This window comes from Providencia sp. wls1943, assembly GCF_009706275.1.
GTDB classification, from domain to species: Bacteria; Pseudomonadota; Gammaproteobacteria; order Enterobacterales; family Enterobacteriaceae; genus Providencia; species Providencia zhijiangensis.
The window spans coordinates 18166-37998 of the sequence record NZ_WLTU01000021.1 but is presented as its reverse complement, the minus strand read 5'-3'; the positions used below and the strand labels follow the sequence as shown (position 1 = coordinate 37998).

Sequence of the window (19833 nt, the reverse complement as noted above, 5' to 3'; positions counted from 1 at the left end):
TACTGTTTTAACGTACTCGTAAGCAGTTATTTTTGAGTTCAATCTCTTTCAAGTGATAGTGAATAGACCACTATCACTTGAAATTTATCTATCAAAAAATGAAATCAACTGCATTCTTTTTGTAATACAACCAGGGGCTAACTCATGACAACAATCGTAAGTGTTCGCCGTAATGGCCAAGTTGTAATCGGTGGTGATGGACAGGCGACGATGGGTAATACCGTCATGAAAGGCAATGTCCGCAAAGTACGCCGTTTATATAACGACAAAGTCATTGCAGGATTTGCCGGTGGCACCGCAGACGCATTCACTCTCTTTGAACTGTTCGAGCGCAAGCTTGAACTCCATCAAGGACACCTCACTAAAGCAGCGGTGGAATTAGCCAAAGATTGGCGTACCGACCGCATGCTGCGCAAATTAGAAGCGCTGCTTGCCGTCGCTGATGAACACACTTCATTAATTATTACGGGTAATGGTGACGTCGTTCAGCCTGAAAATGACCTGATTGCGATTGGCTCCGGTGGCCCATATGCACAATCTGCAGCACGCGCCCTTCTCGAAAATACAGACTTAAGCGCTCGCGAAATCGCGGAAAAAGCCCTCGCCATAGCGGGAGATATCTGTATTTACACCAACCATAATGTCAACTTTGAAGAAATTTCTTCAAAATCATAAGGATTGCTAGCATGTCCGAAATGACTCCACGCGAAATTGTCAGCGAACTCGACAACCATATTATTGGCCAACATAAAGCTAAACGTTCAGTTGCTATCGCCCTGCGTAACCGCTGGCGCCGTATGCAATTAAATGAGCATTTACGTCATGAAGTGACCCCAAAAAATATTCTGATGATTGGTCCTACAGGGGTAGGTAAAACCGAAATTGCACGCCGTTTAGCTAAACTGGCGAATGCACCATTTATCAAAGTTGAAGCGACTAAGTTCACGGAAGTAGGCTATGTAGGTAAAGAAGTTGACTCCATCATCCGCGATCTGACCGATTCTGCCGTTAAAATGGTGCGTTTACAGTCTATCGAGAAAAACCGTTACCGCGCAGAAGAAATGGCGGAAGAACGTATTCTGGATGTCTTAATCCCACCAGCAAAAAATAACTGGGGACAAGCAGAACCTGTTGATGAGCAATCACCAGCACGCCAAGCATTCCGTAAGAAATTACGTGAAGGCCAGTTAGACGATAAAGAAATTGAAATTGAAGTTTCTGCAGCACCAATGGGCGTTGAAATCATGGCTCCTCCGGGCATGGAAGAGATGACCAACCAACTGCAATCTATGTTCCAAAACTTAGCAGGTCAAAAACAGAAGCCTCGTAAGATGAAAATCAAAGAAGCTTTTAAACTGCTGGTAGAAGAAGAAGCGGCAAAACTGGTTAATCCTGAAGAGCTGAAAGAACAAGCGATTGAAGCCGTTGAGCAAAACGGTATCGTGTTTATTGATGAGTTCGATAAAATCTGTAAACGCGGTGGTCAAAGTTCAGGCCCTGATGTGTCCCGTGAAGGGGTTCAACGTGACCTGCTGCCATTAATCGAAGGCTGCACCATCTCTACCAAACACGGTATGGTCAAAACTGACCACATCCTGTTTATTGCATCCGGCGCATTCCAAGTTTCTAGCCCATCAGATTTGATCCCGGAATTGCAAGGTCGTCTGCCAATTCGGGTTGAGCTCCAGGCTCTAACGACTGAAGATTTCGAGCGCATCTTAACTGAGCCTAATGCTTCTTTGACTGAACAGTACAAAGCGCTGATGGCAACAGAAGGTGTTAGCGTCGAATTCACTGCGGATGGTATTCGCAAAATTGCGGAGTCTGCATGGCAAGTGAATGAATCAACTGAGAATATCGGTGCGCGTCGTTTACATACTGTGTTAGAACGCCTGATGGAAGATATCTCTTTCGACGCTAGCGAGCGTGACGGACAAAGCATTACAATCGATGCAGAGTATGTTCGCCAGCACTTAGACGAACTGGTAGCAGACGAAGACCTGAGTAGATTTATTTTATAATCTTATTAATTATCAGGTTTTCATGTATCCTTAATGGATGTTAGCTAAAGTGCAGCAATCTTGCTGCACTTTTGACATATAAAACCCAACTTAATAAGAACATTTGCTCCCAATAATTCAAACGGTCACTCAGCATCAAAGCCACGTTACCCATTGAAATATCACGAGTACGGTGAATAAATTACATGAACTCATCTTCAATCAGCCGCAAACAAGCTTGGCTAGAAAGTTTACGACCAAAAACCCTGCCATTAGGGGTGATTGCCATCGTCACTGGATCCGCATTGACCTATTTCACGGGTAACTTTAAGTGGCCAGTCGCTCTGCTTTCTATTATCACAGCGGGCTTATTACAAATTTTATCTAACCTCGCCAATGACTATGGCGATGCGATTAAAGGTTCAGACACCGCTGAACGCATCGGGCCTTTGCGCGGAATGCAAAAAGGCGTTATCACCAAAGAAGATATGAAAAAAGCGCTGAAGCTGAATATCTTTGCGGCTTGCCTTTCCGGCCTATTGTTGATTATTGTCGCATGTGAAAAGCCAGAGGATGCTATCGGATTCCTTGGCTTAGGGTTAGTGGCTATCGTGGCGGCCATCACTTATACCGTCGGTAAAAAACCTTATGGCTACCTTGGCCTTGGGGATATTTCCGTTCTCATTTTCTTTGGCTGGTTAAGTGTGATTGGTACTTTTTACCTACAAGCGAATAGCTTTAATATCATCACTGTCCTGCCAGCAACAGCTTGCGGTTTACTGTCTGTGGCTGTTTTAAATATCAATAATATGCGTGATATTGAAAACGACATTAAAGCGGGTAAAAACACGTTGGCAGTGCGCTTAGGCCCACAAGGCGCGCGCATGTACCACGCCATTATCATCATCGTTTCAATCTTATGTTTGGTATTTTTCAATTTACTCTATTTAACAGGCTGGGCGGGCTGGTTATTCTTATTGGCGGTGCCAATGCTGATGAACCATGTGCGCAAAGTCCTTTCTGATCCTACCCCTGAAGGGATGCGCCCAATGCTAGAAAACATGGTGAAAATCGCTTTAGTCACCAACGTTTTATTCTCCCTCGGGGTTATCCTGAGTAAATAGTCTCAATTATTTGCTGTTTTTTTGACTTTTCCCGCTTATTTTCTGGCGGGAATTTTGCCAATCAGTGACTAAAAGGGATATACTGACCTCCCTCTTGCAGCAAAAAAGACCTAAATCCTATGAAATATGATACTTCCGAACTCTGCGACATCTACCAAGAAAGCGTTAATGTAGTAGAACCTTTATTCTCCAACTTTGGTGGACGTACTTCATTTGGCGGTCAAATCATTACAGTAAAATGCTTTGAAGATAATGGCATTCTGTATGATTTGCTGGAAGAAGACGGCCATGGACGCATCTTGCTGGTGGATGGCGGTGGTTCAGTGCGTAAAGCACTGATTGACGCTGAACTCGCTCGATTAGCGGTAGACAATAGCTGGGAAGGTATTGTGGTTTACGGTGCCGTCCGTCAAGTGGATGCATTAATGGAGTTAGATCTCGGCATTCAAGCTGTTGCTGCAATCCCTGCGGGTTGCCCTGACGAAGGTATCGGCGAAAGCGATATCCGCGTTAATTTTGGCGGCGTGACGTTCTTCTCCGGCGATTATCTATATGCCGATAACACGGGTATGATTTTATCCGAAGAACCACTGACCCAAGCAGCTAACGACGATTTCGACGAAGCCATCGACGAATAACCCCCACCAAATTCCACAAAAAAGGCAGATATCACTATCTGCCTTTTTCTTTTCTGTTTTCCGCTTTCTGTTTTTTACTCAATTTTCACTTCTTTCAGAAAACACGCCTCTACATACTTCTACACACCTCTAAATAATTCGCATTGTAGGTAGGCGGCAAACGAGGGTATCCCTAGGAGCATACACAAGTATGTGACTAGGGTAACTGAGCGCAGCCAACACCCCTATAATGCGAAGTATGACGAGGTAGGCGGCGAGTGGAGGATATCTCGGGGAGCATACATAAGTATGTGACCCGAGTAGCCGAGAGCAGCCAACACCCCTACAATGCGAAGTATGAAGGGAATTAGACTTCTTCCATCTTGCCTAAGAGGGTCCGCAAACGCTCCTGCCAAGTTGCCTGCTCTTGCTTCAGCTGTTCATTTTCACGAACCAGTGATTCAGCACCTGATTTGTTGGCTTGTAACTCTTGGCTTAATGCACTGTTTTGTTCTTTCAGTTCATCAATTTCCATCTGCATTAATGCGATGGTATCGATGGCTTGCTGAACTTTGGATTCTAGTTTCTCAAATACTTCAAATGACATGTTCGGATCTCCCTTTATAAGCGCTTTCCCCCGATTGTAAGTAGCATGATCCTCTGTGTCCAGTGACTTACACTTGATTACAAACATTATTCTTTTAATTGTTTCGACCGTGACTATTCAAATGTTTGAATTCGACCTTAAAAATGATTGTTTATTTTCGTTTTTTGGTGATTTGGCACACAGTTTTCACAAATCGCAATATTCGATTATCTTTTTTCTCGCTAAATTAACAGAATAAATTTTCGCAAAGAAAATTATACTCGTGCAAAACACCTCTCTTAACAACTATTGCAGGATGAACATTTATGAGCAAAATAACGCCTTCAACACTGACGGGTCAGTGTATATCGGAGTTTCTTGGAACTGCTCTGTTGGTTTTTTTTGGTTTAGGATGTGTCGCAGCTGTACGTATTGCGGGTGCCCAGTTAGGTCTTTGGGAAATTAGTGTGATTTGGGGCTTCGGCGTCGCACTGGCTGTTTACCTGACTGCGGGCATCTCTGGCGCTCATTTAAACCCTGCCGTCACATTAGCACTATGGTTATTCGCGTGTTTCGATAAGCGAAAAGTAGTTCCTTACATTATCGCTCAAATGCTCGGTGGCTTTTGTGCTGCCGCCTTAGTGTATTCGATGTACTCCCCTGTTTTTTTCGATTACGAACAAGTTCACCATATTGTTCGTGGCACGCAAGAAAGTTTATTTACTGCAGGTGTCTTCTCAACTTACCCTGCGCCACAAATCAGCGTGCTCCACGCATTCTTTATTGAAGTGGTGATTGCCGCCATTTTAGTCTGCTTAATTTTAGGTTTAACCGATGATGGCAATGGCGTTCCTAAAGGTCCATTAGCACCGTTATTAATTGGTATCTTAATTGCGGTTATCGGCGGCTCTTTTGGTCCATTGACTGGATTCGCCTTAAACCCAGCGCGTGACTTTGGCCCGAAAGTCGTGGCTTATTTAGCCGGATGGGGTGATATTGCCCTGACAGGTGGACGTGATATTCCTTATTTCCTTGTCCCATTGACTGCACCGATTGTTGGTGGCCTGCTAGGGGCATTCGGTTATCGCAAATTAATTGGTCGCCATCTGCCTTGCATGACTTGCGAGTCTGATGAAGAAGAGAAAAAATCCTCTTAATACCGTTTCTTATTTCCAAAACTGGGTTTACTTAAAACCAGATTAACCCATTGCTGAACAGGTTTAAATTATGACAACAGAAACCAATATCGTTAAAAAATATATTGTCGCTCTTGATCAAGGCACAACCAGTTCGCGAGCTATCGTTCTCGACCATGATGCAAATATTGTTAGTATTTCCCAGCGCGAATTCACGCAAATTTACCCAAAACCAGGCTGGGTAGAACATGACCCAATGGAAATTTGGGCAACGCAAAGTTCTACGTTGATTGAAGTCCTTGCCAAAGCCGATATTCGCACCGATGAAGTCGCCAGTATCGGGATCACTAACCAACGTGAAACCACGATTGTTTGGGAAAAAGCAACAGGTAAACCCGTCTATAATGCGATTGTCTGGCAGTGTCGCCGTACTGCGGATTTCTGTACCCACTTAAAAACCAACGATAAAGAGCTCGAAGAGTATATTCGTCAGAACACAGGTTTAGTCGTTGACCCTTATTTCTCCGGCACAAAAGTAAAGTGGATCCTTGATAATGTCGAAGGTGCTCGTGAACGCGCAGAAAAAGGCGAATTATTGTTCGGAACTGTCGATACTTGGTTAGTATGGAAAATGACCCAAGGCCGGGTACATGTGACTGACTATACCAACGCTTCCCGCACGATGTTATTCAACATTCGTAATTTAGAGTGGGACGATAAAATTCTTAAAGCGCTGAATATTCCTCGTAGTATGTTGCCAGAAGTGCGCCCATCTTCCGAAGTGTACGGTCAAACCAACATCGGCGGTAAAGGCGGGACTCGTATTCCAATTTCAGGCATTGCGGGTGACCAGCAAGCCGCGCTATACGGTCAATTATGTGTGAAATCAGGAATGGCGAAAAATACCTACGGAACGGGCTGTTTCTTATTAATGAACACCGGCAATACCGCAGTTCGCTCCAATCACGGTCTATTAACAACGATTGCTTGTGGTCCTAAAGGGGAAGTTAACTATGCCCTTGAAGGCGCGGTGTTTGTTGGTGGGGCATCCATTCAATGGTTACGTGATGAGCTCAAACTCATTGATGAAGCAACAGATTCAGAATATTTCGCAACCAAAGTCAAAGACAGTAATGGTGTCTATGTTGTCCCTGCATTTACTGGATTAGGCGCCCCTTACTGGGACCCTTATGCTCGTGGTGCTATCTTTGGCTTAACGCGTGGTGCAAACCGCAACCATATTATCCGTGCAACACTGGAGTCTATCGCATACCAAACTCGCGATGTCCTTGACGCAATGCAAGCCGACTCAGGTGAACGCCTAAAAGCGCTGCGTGTAGATGGCGGTGCAGTTGCCAATAACTTCCTGATGCAATTCCAATCTGATATTCTCGGTACATCCGTTGAGCGTCCCGCTGTACGTGAAAGTACTGCGTTGGGAGCGGCTTATTTAGCCGGTATTGCTGTTGGATTCTGGGAAAGTCTGGATGAGCTGCAAAGCAAAGCCACCATTGAGAAAGTCTTTAAGCCGGGTATCGAAACCACGGAGCGTAATTATAAATACGAAGGCTGGAAAAAAGCCGTTGCTCGCGCCCAAGAGTGGGAAGACCGCGCTTAGTCTTATTTCTTTATCTATCAAAGCAGTGCCTCTGCACTGCTTTTTTATTTTCCACCGTAAAAATAAATTACTAATTTATAATTAGCAAACAAATAGTTAGCGAATAAATACCATCATGGTTACCTAGACTAATAATAAATTAGAAAGAACCTACTCGCTTATTTAAAATCGTTTCCTGCAATAACAGTGTTTATCTTTTATTTTAGGAGATTAGGTTATGGATAACCCACAGCAAGACCTTTTTAATCACTCAAACCAGCATGCTACACAGCGCCTATATCAAGATATACAGCAAGGTGAGATTCAACTAGGTTTCTATAAAAACCGAGGTCGGGTCGCGAAAATTCATGTAGACAGTTTTTATCTTGAAGGCTTAAAAAATTCACCACAACAAGATATCGACGGACAGAATGCGTTCGCACTCACAAATTGGTTGATCGATAAACCACGTTTATTTGGCGAACAACGCCAAAACTACCTATTAAGTACTGTCGATACTGATACGTTCTCAGGATTTGAATTCCACCCACAGCACCGTTTATGGGTTGATAGTTTCAACTCACCTCATCATTGGCGAGATGGTGAACCTCGCTCACAAGCTCAGATAGTGGATTTACTTCTACCCAGTGGTCAGTGGCATCGCCATTACGACACCGTCATACTTGCCAATGATGCTAATGACCAACAAGTCGAACTTATTCGCCATTGGCTTGAATTAACAGGTGGCAGCGTGGTCATTATTGATGATGATAAAAGAAAAACATCCTTACCGATTCAGAGACTTCTGAGTGATTTAGACCCTATTAGCATTGATGAAAAACCACTCGCTGCTCAGCAACCACAGCAATGTTCAGGGATGCTTGTGACGGCCTTTCAACCCGCCAAACAAATAGAAGATATACACTATCCAATCTCCAGCTTAAATCACTATAAAAGTGGGCTGCCAGATCACTCATCGTCAACGACTTGGGTTTACGAAGGTGTTATTACGGCACCTGAATCAGATGATATTCGGATCTATGTAGACACTTTACGCCATACCGATGATCTCATACTTGAAATTGGTCAGCATGTAGAAAAAATAGATAAGCACGATACACATGGCGAAATCATTCTCAATGACATCAAAGACAGTCAGCAAATACCGTTTAAAATCACCACTACCACACAAGGTCCTGCACCTCAAATCCGGCTAGGTTGGGGTTTTCAAAATATGAACGCAATCCAGCTTATTCCTCACGATGCGATTCATTATATGCCCCCGCCTGTTTCTGATAACTTGTCTGTGGCACCACCGCTAACTAAGCCAGCAATATTCAATCCACATGGTATTCATCACATTGTTTCCTTACCTTCATCATCCATTAATTCATTCGCACTCACGCAAGATACCCTAAAAAATAGCCACTATTTTTCGCTTGTCATCAACAGCTCACGCCAAAATATAGCCCTTAGACTCGATGATATCGTGCTATCCGCTTCTGATTCTTGGCATGAGATCGCAATCAAAATAGAAACTGAAATTAACCAGCAACTGGTTGCCAATAGATTACCACCTGTCACCCTCCAATACTCTCAAGGACAATTACTGCTAGAGTGTGATGGTATGATAGTTTCTCAGTTTCAGCTTAAAGACCGCCAAAGGCGCCCAATTCTCATCGTTGAAAATCCAAATGGAAAAGCGAATCAACTCGTCATTGGCGCTATTTCAGGTTCGCTTCCAACACATAAAGATATTGCCTACTTTCAACTCATTGAATCTCCGCTTTTTGGCAAAGTAGAACTCAATAACCAAACAGGTGAGTGGGTATATCTGCCTGATGAGAGTGCCCATATTCAAGGAAATGATCAATTTGATATTTCTGTGGTTATGAAGGATGGCTCGGTATCAGCCCCAATATCCATTCAATTACAGTCTGAAAACGCACCGGATGTATCCATCCCCGGTCAAAGAACCTTTACCCTTCCTGACCCAATCTATCATCAGCCTGAGTTACGGCACTACAAAACGCCCGCCGACATACAAGTATTAAACGTTCAAATGGCACAAACACACTTACTTGCCCCTGATTCTCCACATTTTACATTGACAGCCAACCGCTGGGCATTATTAAAAGTTGACCTCATTAGCCCATCCGCAGCAAATGCACCGGATATTGTCGCCATTATTCGCGATAAATCAGGAATAGAACTCGAAAGGGTTATTTTGACTGGACCAAAAAAACTGCCGACAAACATTGATGAAAGACCTAAAATTCCCTGCATAGAAGCTCAAGATTTACACCGTCACAGCTACACAGCGCCTATCAGCGGAAAATGGATACAACCTGAGGTACAAATACAAATCATGGCTGGCGAGACCCCAATAGTGCAATCCTATACCAATGCTCATGGTTGGTTTTCTCCCCCCGTTAAACATGTCACGCCAATCATTGCTCATGTAACTAATAAAAGCTTGTATCGTCAAGGTCACGGCACTTATGCATACTCCCCTTTGAGTTGGGGCTTAGAAGCGAATGCCAAACTCCCGACCCATCGATTTTCATTATTCAGTTACCCTGCGCTGACGAAACAACCAAGTTTGTATCCTTACGTCATCCAAAATGAGGAAGGTAATACTGACATAACCACTTTGGTACACCCTTTATATGATGCTCCTGACGCAATCGAGGAACTTTCTCATTCCCAAATAGGGTGGGCCTACCGAGATAGTCAAAACGCAGCTCGGCGCACAAAATTATATTCAGAGTTTTTTTATTCCTCTATCAATCGGTTACCAATGAGTAGAGGTACCTCAAACGTGATTGGACTCGCTACCCATCACTTTGGTGGTGGGCTCACAAGCCCGAGTATTTTATGGCATGAAGTGTTTGGGCATGGATTAAGTCTGGGTCATACCACGGCCTCAGATTACCCATATTCTCCTGAGAGTCACGGTGATAATATCGCCTTCGACCAATATCGCCAACAATACACAACCTATTTCGAAAAAGATCAAAATAGTAAAATCATGCCTGCAATGTACCCGATGGATTATGCCTACTTCACTGATCAATATGACGCATTTTTACCCCATGCAGACTATTTCACACACCAAGCCCAACGGTTTTTAGCACGCATTGATGAGCAAGAAATACCCCGTGAATATCTGCCCGTTTATCAGCTCAATGGAATTTTTCTTCCGCAATCTGACGGGTCACTTCACCCTTATAGCCAATTAAGTGTTACTGAAACAATAGGCCACTTGGGAGCCAACGATCATGCCAACTCAGAGCACAGTTTGCGGATCACTTATATGACTCGAACAGGGCTACTCACTGAGACAATAAAAACCGCGTTAGATGAGAATACGCTCAATGTGAACATACCGAATAAAGGTGAGCTAGTCAGTATTGACATCATTAAAACTGAAGATGAGTCTGAGCGCTCTATTTACGGCTATAAAAACCCTGAATCGTTGGCTAATCGCCTATTTATTTATGGTGACGGTCAGACAATACCGCAGAAACTACAGAGAGATAATTATTGGCGAGGCAGTAAATTATTTTGGGCACACGATAAAGACAACCAAGCTTTGCGCGCGACTTGGGTTGAAAATGGACGGCTCAATCAGCAATATTTTTCATTAGAAATGCCATTCAATCGGCATCAAGTAAACACTGAGGCGAAGTTTACCCCCCTCAACCATCTGAACTTATATTCCGATAGCCAATCCGTCTCAGAAATTCATATTTTATCGGATGTTCGACTGCTTTCTGATGTTCAAATCAATCAGCGAATCGATATTAAACAACTAGGCATACTGACTAACAGCGATACTAACTATTGGGTCACGCTATTAGTTTATGATGAGCAAGGTGAGATTCAAGAATATGCGCCACTTGAAGCGTGGTACCTTTCAGTGCAAGACGATACGTTGATAGTGAAAGGAGCAATAGATAGTACCCCAAACTTAAATATTGCGGGTATCAAAGTCCATATTGACTCACATTTACAAGATGACGCCGCCGCCAGCACAATACTTATCCAACAAAATAAATATACGCTTGCTGAAAATCGCGAATGGTTAAACTATGATAGCCCCGTGGAATTTAACTCACTCATTTCACACATAGCGGGAATGACGGAAGACACAATCAGTGCACAACAACAAGCTTCTCAATGGGCTGAAGCCGTGCATTTTATGCCATTAGTCGCCTAAAAAATCAGGGGGCTTAATTGCCCCCTCAGACCATTGACAAACCTATCATGTTTGGAAATGGCTCTTTTGGGTTGTAATATTAACAAGAAAAATCAATTTATTGATTTTCGCCTGATAACACAAAGAGGGAAAAACCACGTTTTTATCCCTCTTTGTCATCAACCTCAGGGGGCTTAATTGCCCCCTGCTCATAGATGCTTAAACGAAAGTCTTAGATTAAACCATTCGCTCCGTGTGGTTCATACGGCGAGCTAACGGCAGCCAGCATAACACCACCAGCATCGACATCAAAAACATCAGCAAACCAAGGCTGAATTGCCCATTTTGTGGCATCAACGCTGACACCCATGTCGCCACACCAGAGCCCACATTTTGCAGTCCACCCACTAATGCCCCTGCTGCACCGGCTAAATAGGGGAATGGCTCCATCGCACCGGTAGTCGCCAACGGGAATAACATCCCAGCACCAAAGAAGAAAATAGCGGCAGGTACTAACAGTGTCCATGTATTCATGATGCCAAACCAACCCGGTACCCACATCATGATGCCCGCAGCCAAACAAATTAGTACCGACTGCCACATCAAGGTGGAGAAATTCTTACCTTCACGCCCCGCATACCAAGCACCAAAGAACGCCGCAGGAATAGGCAGAATAAACAGAATACTGACGGTAATACTACTGAGCCCTAAGACGCCGCCCATCAATACACCACTACAGGCTTCGAAAACTGCGATCCCAGCAAGTGCACCAATCAGCATCGTCAAATACGATAGAAAGGAACCGTTAGATAATAATTCACGGTATGACGCCACTAAATTATGCTTTTCAGGTGAAATAGGACGCGTTTCCGGCATCCAGCGATACATACTGAACAACACCCCGCCACCCAATAGGAATAAGAAAATATAACAAGCGTGCCAACCAAAGAAGTGCGCCAGTATCCCGCCAAACATAGGCGCTAACAGTGGGCTCACTAACACCCCCATATTGAGCAGACTATTGGCGTAACGTAGCGCTGTGCCTTTATACAGGTCGCGCGGCATGGTTCTCACCATCACTCCCGCAACCCCTGTACCTAAACCTTGTAAACCACTCGCGACTGTCAATACCGTCAATGTTGGGGCAAAAATGGCGACAATCGTTGAAACTAAGAAGATAGATAACCCAGCTAAAATCACCGGACGGCGACCAATTTGGTCAGATAACGGACCATATAGTAGCTGGGAGAAACCATAAGAAAACAGATACGCCGCCATAACGCGCTGTATGGCACCCGAAGGCTCACCGAAATACACCGCAATTTCAGCAATAACAGGGACATAAACAGTTTGAGTCATTTGCCCAACCGCAGCGAGGGCAATCAACATTAATAACAGATTAAAATTTTCAAGCTTTCTCATTTTGCTCTCAGACACTCATAATTCCTGAGCACACAATAGCGCCGTATTATTAAAGTTTAATAACACGAACGCTTGCACTTAGGATTAAATAATAGATTTTTGTTCGTTGTTTTGCCCATTACATTGGAATTATATAACTAGCAAACAATTGATATTGTTCTTGTGTGATAAAGATAACAAAATTTATGAATTTTTCGAGATAGAACACCATTTTAATTTACTTCGCGCTGGCAGTAATATTCGCCACCCCTGTCAACTTAACTGTACATTAAAATTACAAAACCCCACATTTGCAGAATAATCCACTAAAACACTTTATCGATAAGCATAAACAATGAACTGTTCTAGTATGAAATTCTATTAAGTTCAGCAATGTATATCTTAAATAATTCACACTGTTGAATACTTTCTCTGAGATTTTTTCGATAAGAGGGACAAATTTATGGCGAATTGGGTAACAGGTCGGGTGGTTGAAGCCAAATATTGGACAGAAACCTTGTTTAGTTTAGTGGTGGATGCACCTATTCAACCGTTTATTGCAGGACAATTTGCTAAACTCGCCCTTGAAGTTAATGGAGAACGCGTTGCCCGTGCCTACTCCTATGTGAATGCCCCTAGTGATAGCCGACTCGAATTCTATTTTGTTATCGTCCCAAAGGGTAAATTGAGCCCAAAACTTGCTGAGCTACAGGTTGGCGATACACTGCAAATCACCGATGAAGCTTCGGGTTTCTTTGTGTTAGATGAAATTCCTGAATGTCGGCATCTTTGGATGCTTTCTACAGGAACTGCAATTGGTCCATTTCTCTCTATTTTACAAGAGAACAAAGGGTTAGAACGCTTCGAAAAAATTATCTTACTGCATGCCGTGCGTTATCAAAAAGATCTGAGTTACCTACCGCTAATGCAGCAATTAGAGCAACAATTCCAAGGGAAATTACGCATTGTCACTGTCGTGAGCCGTGAACATGCCCCCGGCTCCCTATATGGGCGGGTTCCCGCATTAATTGAAGATCATCAATTGGAAGAATTTGTTGGGTTGCCGATTGATGCAGAAAATTGCCACATTATGTTGTGCGGCAACCCAGAAATGGTGCGAGATACACGGGATAAACTCAAAGAAACTCATGGGCTTATCAAACACCTACGTCGTAAGCCGGGGCATATTACCAGCGAACAGTACTGGTAATCCCTTCACGATTAAGACAGATAATCCACTTTATCTGTCTTTTTCCCATACGGATTTTCACCTTCCATTCCCACAAAAACGCCGCAATCAATCAGCATCATCATCGTGATCAGTAGTGGAAGAAAGCGTCCAATTCCCCATTGCCAAATTTCCGCCAAGTGACTGACATCGAAGGAAAAAAGGGCAAAAGCTAACACGACTAAAGCAAACCATCCCCCCGGTTTACCTCTATCATGCAGACGTTTAGTGAAAATTGCAGCAAGGGGATACAGTAATAAAATAAACAACACCACCACAACGACATCCGGTAATGAAAACGTGTTTTGGAAGAGAGAAATCAGGGTCATTAAAATAAAACAGCCTGCTACACCCGCCCAAAATGGTCGCCGTCCAATTCTGCCTTTAAAGGAAAAAGCCCATTGTAGTAATGTCATTGTGTGTAATCCTGATACAATATTAATCTCTGAAGAATAAGTGGCAGAAAAAATGGCTCAACCAATATTCCGTTCCATGTCCATCATCATAACCGCTTTTGTGTGCTATTTTCCACAAATGGCATTTTCCCAAAAGGTACCGACATTACCTGATACCGACTTAAGCGTCGCGTATTTAGCACCTGATGCGCCAACCTTTAATCTCACGATCCCAGAGCTACGTAGTCAATTTAATCAAACCTATAAAGATTTGTATCTTCACGAATACAAAGTGATTGCTAGCCAAGATATATCCGCGCCCTACATTCGTGCCGCATCACGTATTAATCAACAAATATACTCATCTGCCGTCCTCGAACGAGGTAGTGAGAAAATTAAAAGCTTACAAATCACATTATTACCCACGGACAACGAAACTGACGCTCAAGAAAATCGCCAATTAATTGAGCGCTATATTATTGCTATTATTCATCAGTTTGACCCTAATGTTTCTCTGGATAAAGCCCCAGAGCTGACCGCTGCGCTGAACAAGTTTATGGCCAATAAAAACCCAACCCGCGCGGAAGAAGCAAGATTAGGTGCATTGCGATATATTTTGGTAAAAAGTGACAATAATGTGCTTACTTTTGCTGTTGAACCGATTAAGCTAGAACAACAAGCAAGTGAAAACAGTCAATAATTGAGAGCAACAAATACGCTAAATGGATGATGATCACGCTCTGGCAATAAGCATGATGAAAAGCAAAGCTATTATTATCCATTGTTCCTATAATGCAGGAACAGCGACAGAAACGTCTCGTTGCGCGTAATACCTTGATCGCGTGATGAAAAACTAATCGATAAATCATTCAAACTTTTTGGTTGGAGGAAATAACATGCGACATCCATTGGTAATGGGTAACTGGAAACTGAACGGCAGTACCCAGATGGTCAATGAACTGATTGCTGGCCTGCGTAACGAACTGAGCAGCGTTGATGGCTGTGACGTAGCAATTGCGCCACCAGCGATGTACTTAACTCAAGCTAAACACGCTATCGCAGGCAGCCGCATAGCATTAGGCGCACAAAACGTTGACGTCAACCTGTCTGGCGCATTCACTGGCGAAATTTCTGCTGAAATGCTGAAAGATGTCGGTGCCAAATACATCATCATCGGTCACTCAGAGCGCCGTACTTATCACAAAGAAAGTGATGAGTTCGTTGCAAAACAATTTGCAGTGCTGAAAGAACAAGGTTTAATCCCAGTTCTGTGTATCGGTGAAAGCGAAGCTGAAAACGAAGCTGGCAAAACTGAAGAAGTTTGTGCTCGTCAAATCGATGCAGTCCTGAACACATTAGGCGCAGAAGCATTCCAAGGCGCAGTTATCGCTTATGAGCCAATCTGGGCAATCGGCACTGGTAAATCTGCAACTCCAGCGCAGGCGCAAGCAGTACATAAATTTATTCGTAGCCACATTGCGAAAAAAGATGCAGCTGTCGCTGAGCAAGTAATCATTCAATACGGCGGTTCTGTTAACGCAGGCAACGCAGCTGAGTTATTCACTCAACCAGATATCGATGGTGCTTTAGTGGGCGGCGCGTCCTTAAAAGCTGATGCTTTCGCTGTGATTGTAAAAGCAGCCGCAGAAGCAAAAAAAGCGAAATAATTAAATACTCTATTTGATTATTCAATTTAACCGTCTATTTAAATTATTTTTAAATAGGCGGTTTATTTTATCTTCTTTACAGAAAAACCTAAAAATAAAATAATAACAAAAGAATTTAAAAAACCATTAATTAAAAACATAACCCATCTAAATTTATTTACCCTCGCATTGAAAATAAATAATTATATAAATATAAGACAAACTTCAATCCTATTAAAAACAGAAATAAAAATCGAATAAACACAACCAATTAGATCACTCTAAATTAGCCAATCCACTAATTTAACCATCCACAGTATTAAAAAATAACAATAGACAACAGTGAGATAATTCATTTAGATTACTTGCGTCGGCTCGCCGATTTTTCATTATTGATATTTTTTATTCTGTTCTCTTTAAATTAGTAACGTAATAAAAATCAATGGCTCTTTATTAATTATAGTAATGTCCCTCTTCAAAGAGTTCGACAGATTATTTCTTATTGTAATTAATCTATGAGCCCATTGATTTTCAATCATTAAATAATTAAAGCATTCTATAAAGGATGAATATGAAGTCTATAATGGGTTTAATTCTTAATACTGCAATTCTTAGCACAGCAATTATTTTTCCTATCGCCAGTTATTCTCAATCCAGTCAATCTCCGTCTAACGATGACCATTGGCGTGTTAAAACCAATGTGTATGCCGAACTGGAAGAGTACCAAGGCCAGCGGGATTCACAGAATAACAAAGTGTATGACAAAGCCAGCATGGTAGGTAAGTTATCGCTGAGTAATCCGGCATCGACTTGGTCGTTTGATCTCGAACACCGAGAAACGTTAAGAAATCACGGAAAAAACTTCACCAATTTCCGAGATTCTTACATTCGCAATCGAACCCAAATCGGTGTAACCAAACAGTTCATTAAAGATAAAATTTCCAACCTCGATATCAATTTAACCTACCGCAAAGAATCCAATGATGGAACACCAGGCTCTAATGCCCGCTCCTCCAATAGCCTTTATTGGATCATGCCTTCAGGTTCAATCAACCTTGATGAACGATGGACATTTAATTATTGGGGTGCGCTTTACTACTACAGTAATTTCTATGAGGCCAATAGCTACGAATTTGAATCTGAAGTTGGCGTGAGCTATAAACTCACCGATAGCATTAAAGCCAAGGTCAGCTATTACAGTGACAAAGCATGGGATAATGAGTTCACCACCCAATCCTTACAACGCCAAATTCGTCTTGGCTTACCAGTAACTATTAACCAAGATTGGAGCATTTCCCCTTATTTCCGCTATCTCATTAATGACAACGATTACAACAATCGAGGTCATCTCACTCAGCAGTTACGCAGTGGCTACCGTCTCGGCACTCAAGTGGAATACAAAGTGACACCGAAGTTAGCATTGTGGGGAGGCGTGGCTTATGAACCCACCAAATGGAAATACCCGAAAGGCAGTGAAAAAACATCAGGAAACAGTAATAAACAAACGATGTATCTCGGTCAGTTAGGCGTGAAATATAGCTGGTAGTGTGAAATATAGCTGGTAGCGATAGCCATTCTGCAGTCATAAATTCCTAGCCGTTCCGCCCATTATAGCGGACGGTTAGGAGTTTAATTTTGTCTTTAAATCTTTATCAACTAGCGGCGAATGATTTCATCAAAGATCCCACCATTCGCAAAATGCGTTTTCTGCGCTTGTTGCCAACCTCCAAAATTTTCATCTACGGTGAGTAATTTCAATTGTGGAAACTGGCTTTGATACGCTTTGGCCACTTGAGCATCTCGGGGACGATAATAGTTTTTCGCGGCAATTTCTTGCCCTTTCGGTGAATACAAAAATTCCAGATAGGCTTGTGCCACTTCACGGTGATCTCGCTTATCCACCGTTTTATCGACAACAGCAACGGTCGGCTCTGCCAAAATGGAAATACTCGGTGTAACAATTTCAAAATCCCCCTTCGCGCCTAACTCATTAATGGCTAACAACGCTTCATTTTCCCACGCGATCAAAACGTCACCTATTCCGCGCTCTACAAAGCTGTTGGTTGCCCCTCTCGCACCTGAATCTAGCACTTCAACATTTTGATAAAGCTGCTTCACAAACTGTTTTGCCTTCTCTGGGTCATTCTGATTTTTTTCTAATCCATATCCCCATGCAGCCAAATAATTCCAGCGTGCGCCGCCCGATGTTTTCGGATTAGGCGTCACAACCGAAACGTCTTTTCGGATCAAATCATCCCAATCATGGATATTTTTCGGGTTATCTTTACGCACTAAAAAGACAATGGTTGAAGTATAGGGAGCTGAATTATCTGGCAATTTTTTCAGCCAGCCTGGATTAATTTTGCCACTTTGTGCAATCGCATCCACATCGTATGCCAAGGCTAGCGTCACCACGTCTGCCTCTAAACCGTTAATCACCGAAGTGGCTTGTTTACCGGAACCGCCATGAGACTGGCGCACAGTCACCGTATCCCCCGTTTTTGCTTTCCAGTAATCACCAAATTCTTGATTATATTGGCGATAAAATTCGCGAGTCGGGTCATAAGAGACATTTAAGATTTGGATATCTTTCGCCCATGCTCCCGCAGTTAATAACAATAAAGAAAATGCCGCTATGGGATAGCGTGAACTTTGCCAGAAACGTACCATCATCCTTTTCTCCATTAATTGAATACGGAATCAGGCTGACAGATACCCACGGCAACGGGAAATACCGAAAAGGTAAATCTTATAAATAAGAGGAATATCGAAGGGAACAAGGGCAATCTTCGCCGATATGGTCAGCATAAAGCCAACCATACCGGTGAGATTTGCAATAATAGAGGTGAAAAATTAGTACAGTTTTTTCGCGGTTTCCAGCCAATCTTTCTTGAAGACACGTTTCATGTTCATGACCGCATCAACAATATCATGGTGAACTAATTTTTCATTTTGGATCCCCACACAACGCCCGCCGTAGCCTTCCAGCAGCAATTGGATAGAATATGCACCCATGCGAGAAGCCAAAATACGGTCATAAGCAACCGGAGAACCACCGCGCTGAATGTGACCTAATACCGTTGCACGAGTTTCATGATGAGTTTCTGCTTCAATGTATTTTGCTAACTCATCCACATCGCAAACGTGCTCGGTGATCGCAACGATTGCATGGCGCTTGCCTTTTTCAATCCCACGCTTGATTTCCGACAGTAACTCTTCACGGTTAAATGGCATTTCTTGTTCTGGCAGAACTAAGAATTCACAGCCGCCTGCAATTGCCGCAGAGAGGGTGAGATCGCCACAATAACGCCCCATCACTTCAACGATAGAGATGCGTTTGTGAGACGTCGATGTATCACGTAAGCGGTCAATCGCTTCAACCACGGTTTCTAACGCAGTGAAATAACCGATGGTGTAGTCTGTTCCAGCAACGTCGTTATCAATCGTGCCTGGTAAGCCAATGCATGGAAAACCTAATTCAGTCAGGCATTTAGCACCAAGGTAAGAACCATCACCACCAATAACAACCAGTGCATCAATGTGGTTTTTCTTCAGGTTTTCAACCGCTACCGCGCGGACTTTTTCATCACGGAATTGAGGGAAGCGAGCAGAGCCTAAGAATGTACCGCCACGGTTGATCATATCCGAAACGCTATAACGGTCTAATTGCTTCATACGGTTTTCATAAAGGCCGAGGTATCCATCAAAAATACCCATTACTTCTAAACCTTCCGCAAGAGCTGCACGTACTACGCCGCGGATCGCTGCGTTCATACCCGGTGCATCTCCACCGCTCGTTAACACTCCAATTCTTTTAATCTGCTTGACCATGATGACCTCTGATTAATGAACATAAATTGCAAATCTATGAAAAAACCACCGCACTGCACTGATATTCACTG

The 19833-nt window shown here is 43.0% G+C and carries 16 protein-coding genes; 11 read left to right on the top strand and 5 right to left on the bottom strand.

Features of this window, described 5'->3' with window-relative positions:
* Window positions 1–144: 144 nt before the first annotated feature.
* The 4 genes from hslV to rraA all read left to right on the top strand — a co-directional run bounded on the left by hslV (window position 145) and on the right by rraA (window position 3762).
* A complete protein-coding gene (gene hslV, locus GKR48_RS10925) occupies window positions 145–675 on the top strand; it encodes an ATP-dependent protease subunit HslV (RefSeq protein ID WP_006660514.1) in 531 nt (176 codons plus the stop codon).
* An 11-nt stretch (window positions 676–686) separates the two neighbouring features.
* A complete protein-coding gene (hslU, locus tag GKR48_RS10920) occupies window positions 687–2021 on the top strand; it encodes an HslU--HslV peptidase ATPase subunit (RefSeq protein ID WP_108479178.1) in 1335 nt (444 codons plus the stop codon).
* A gap of 185 nt (window positions 2022–2206) precedes the next feature.
* The gene (locus GKR48_RS10915; RefSeq protein ID WP_154603275.1) at window positions 2207–3124 is read left to right on the top strand and encodes a 1,4-dihydroxy-2-naphthoate polyprenyltransferase; all 918 of its coding nucleotides are present in this window, start codon (window positions 2207–2209) and stop codon (window positions 3122–3124) included.
* 119 nt (window positions 3125–3243) lie between these two features.
* Complete coding sequence (gene rraA / locus GKR48_RS10910) at window positions 3244–3762, top strand: ribonuclease E activity regulator RraA (protein ID WP_154628108.1); 519 nt, start codon at window positions 3244–3246, stop codon at window positions 3760–3762.
* Between the two features lie 346 nt (window positions 3763–4108).
* On the opposite strand, the gene zapB is transcribed toward rraA, so the two are convergent.
* Window positions 4109–4348, bottom strand: a complete 240-nt coding sequence (zapB, locus tag GKR48_RS10905) for a cell division protein ZapB (RefSeq protein WP_154628107.1) — start codon at window positions 4346–4348, stop codon at window positions 4109–4111.
* A 305-nt stretch (window positions 4349–4653) separates the two neighbouring features.
* On the opposite strand from zapB, the gene GKR48_RS10900 reads away from it, so the two are divergent.
* The 3 genes from GKR48_RS10900 (at window position 4654) to GKR48_RS10890 (ending at window position 11282) form a co-directional block, all read left to right on the top strand.
* The gene (locus GKR48_RS10900) at window positions 4654–5484 is read left to right on the top strand and encodes an MIP/aquaporin family protein (protein ID WP_154628106.1); all 831 of its coding nucleotides are present in this window, start codon (window positions 4654–4656) and stop codon (window positions 5482–5484) included.
* Between the two features lie 70 nt (window positions 5485–5554).
* Entirely contained in the window at window positions 5555–7081 is a 1527-nt protein-coding gene (gene glpK, locus GKR48_RS10895; protein ID WP_154628105.1) for a glycerol kinase GlpK, read from the top strand.
* A gap of 217 nt (window positions 7082–7298) precedes the next feature.
* Window positions 7299–11282, top strand: a complete 3984-nt coding sequence (locus tag GKR48_RS10890; RefSeq protein WP_154628104.1) for a hypothetical protein — start codon at window positions 7299–7301, stop codon at window positions 11280–11282.
* 216 nt (window positions 11283–11498) lie between these two features.
* Here GKR48_RS10890 and emrD read toward each other — a convergent pair whose 3' ends face one another.
* Complete coding sequence (gene emrD, locus GKR48_RS10885) at window positions 11499–12683, bottom strand: multidrug efflux MFS transporter EmrD (protein ID WP_154628127.1); 1185 nt, start codon at window positions 12681–12683, stop codon at window positions 11499–11501.
* Between the two features lie 442 nt (window positions 12684–13125).
* On the opposite strand from emrD, the gene fpr reads away from it, so the two are divergent.
* Window positions 13126–13872 (top strand): ferredoxin--NADP(+) reductase, encoded by a 747-nt coding sequence (gene fpr / locus GKR48_RS10880; protein ID WP_154628103.1) that lies wholly within the window; start codon window positions 13126–13128, stop codon window positions 13870–13872.
* Window positions 13873–13883: 11 nt separating this feature from the next.
* On the opposite strand, the gene GKR48_RS10875 is transcribed toward fpr, so the two are convergent.
* Window positions 13884–14306, bottom strand: coding sequence for a DUF805 domain-containing protein (locus tag GKR48_RS10875; RefSeq protein ID WP_154628102.1), 423 nt, complete (start codon window positions 14304–14306; stop codon window positions 13884–13886).
* A gap of 52 nt (window positions 14307–14358) precedes the next feature.
* Between GKR48_RS10875 and GKR48_RS10870 the strand changes: the two genes are divergently transcribed.
* From GKR48_RS10870 to GKR48_RS10860, 3 genes are all read left to right on the top strand, one after another.
* Window positions 14359–14985, top strand: coding sequence for a DUF1454 family protein (locus GKR48_RS10870; protein WP_154628101.1), 627 nt, complete (start codon window positions 14359–14361; stop codon window positions 14983–14985).
* Window positions 14986–15181: 196 nt separating this feature from the next.
* Entirely contained in the window at window positions 15182–15952 is a 771-nt protein-coding gene (gene tpiA, locus GKR48_RS10865; protein WP_036950832.1) for a triose-phosphate isomerase, read from the top strand.
* Between the two features lie 550 nt (window positions 15953–16502).
* Entirely contained in the window at window positions 16503–17477 is a 975-nt protein-coding gene (locus GKR48_RS10860; RefSeq protein ID WP_154628100.1) for an OmpG family monomeric porin, read from the top strand.
* A gap of 110 nt (window positions 17478–17587) precedes the next feature.
* Here the strand turns inward: GKR48_RS10860 and GKR48_RS10855 are convergent, their stop codons facing one another.
* Together GKR48_RS10855 and pfkA are read right to left on the bottom strand one after the other, a co-directional pair.
* Complete coding sequence (locus GKR48_RS10855; RefSeq protein WP_154628126.1) at window positions 17588–18601, bottom strand: sulfate ABC transporter substrate-binding protein; 1014 nt, start codon at window positions 18599–18601, stop codon at window positions 17588–17590.
* 183 nt (window positions 18602–18784) lie between these two features.
* Entirely contained in the window at window positions 18785–19762 is a 978-nt protein-coding gene (gene pfkA, locus GKR48_RS10850) for a 6-phosphofructokinase (RefSeq protein WP_132497045.1), read from the bottom strand.
* Window positions 19763–19833: the final 71 nt, after the last annotated feature.

Bases quoted from the DNA above. Each gene is read 5' to 3' on its own strand.
- hslV (WP_006660514.1), top strand. From the start codon at position 145: ATGACAACAATCGTAAGTGTTCGCCGTAATGGCCAAGTTGTAATCGGT.
- hslU (WP_108479178.1), top strand. From the start codon at position 687: ATGTCCGAAATGACTCCACGCGAAATTGTCAGCGAACTCGACAACCAT.
- GKR48_RS10915 (WP_154603275.1), top strand. From the start codon at position 2,207: ATGAACTCATCTTCAATCAGCCGCAAACAAGCTTGGCTAGAAAGTTTA.
- rraA (WP_154628108.1), top strand. From the start codon at position 3,244: ATGAAATATGATACTTCCGAACTCTGCGACATCTACCAAGAAAGCGTT.
- zapB (WP_154628107.1), bottom strand. From the start codon at position 4,348: ATGTCATTTGAAGTATTTGAGAAACTAGAATCCAAAGTTCAGCAAGCC.
- GKR48_RS10900 (WP_154628106.1), top strand. From the start codon at position 4,654: ATGAGCAAAATAACGCCTTCAACACTGACGGGTCAGTGTATATCGGAG.
- glpK (WP_154628105.1), top strand. From the start codon at position 5,555: ATGACAACAGAAACCAATATCGTTAAAAAATATATTGTCGCTCTTGAT.
- GKR48_RS10890 (WP_154628104.1), top strand. From the start codon at position 7,299: ATGGATAACCCACAGCAAGACCTTTTTAATCACTCAAACCAGCATGCT.
- emrD (WP_154628127.1), bottom strand. From the start codon at position 12,683: ATGAGAAAGCTTGAAAATTTTAATCTGTTATTAATGTTGATTGCCCTC.
- fpr (WP_154628103.1), top strand. From the start codon at position 13,126: ATGGCGAATTGGGTAACAGGTCGGGTGGTTGAAGCCAAATATTGGACA.
- GKR48_RS10875 (WP_154628102.1), bottom strand. From the start codon at position 14,306: ATGACATTACTACAATGGGCTTTTTCCTTTAAAGGCAGAATTGGACGG.
- GKR48_RS10870 (WP_154628101.1), top strand. From the start codon at position 14,359: ATGGCTCAACCAATATTCCGTTCCATGTCCATCATCATAACCGCTTTT.
- tpiA (WP_036950832.1), top strand. From the start codon at position 15,182: ATGCGACATCCATTGGTAATGGGTAACTGGAAACTGAACGGCAGTACC.
- GKR48_RS10860 (WP_154628100.1), top strand. From the start codon at position 16,503: ATGAAGTCTATAATGGGTTTAATTCTTAATACTGCAATTCTTAGCACA.
- GKR48_RS10855 (WP_154628126.1), bottom strand. From the start codon at position 18,601: ATGGTACGTTTCTGGCAAAGTTCACGCTATCCCATAGCGGCATTTTCT.
- pfkA (WP_132497045.1), bottom strand. From the start codon at position 19,762: ATGGTCAAGCAGATTAAAAGAATTGGAGTGTTAACGAGCGGTGGAGAT.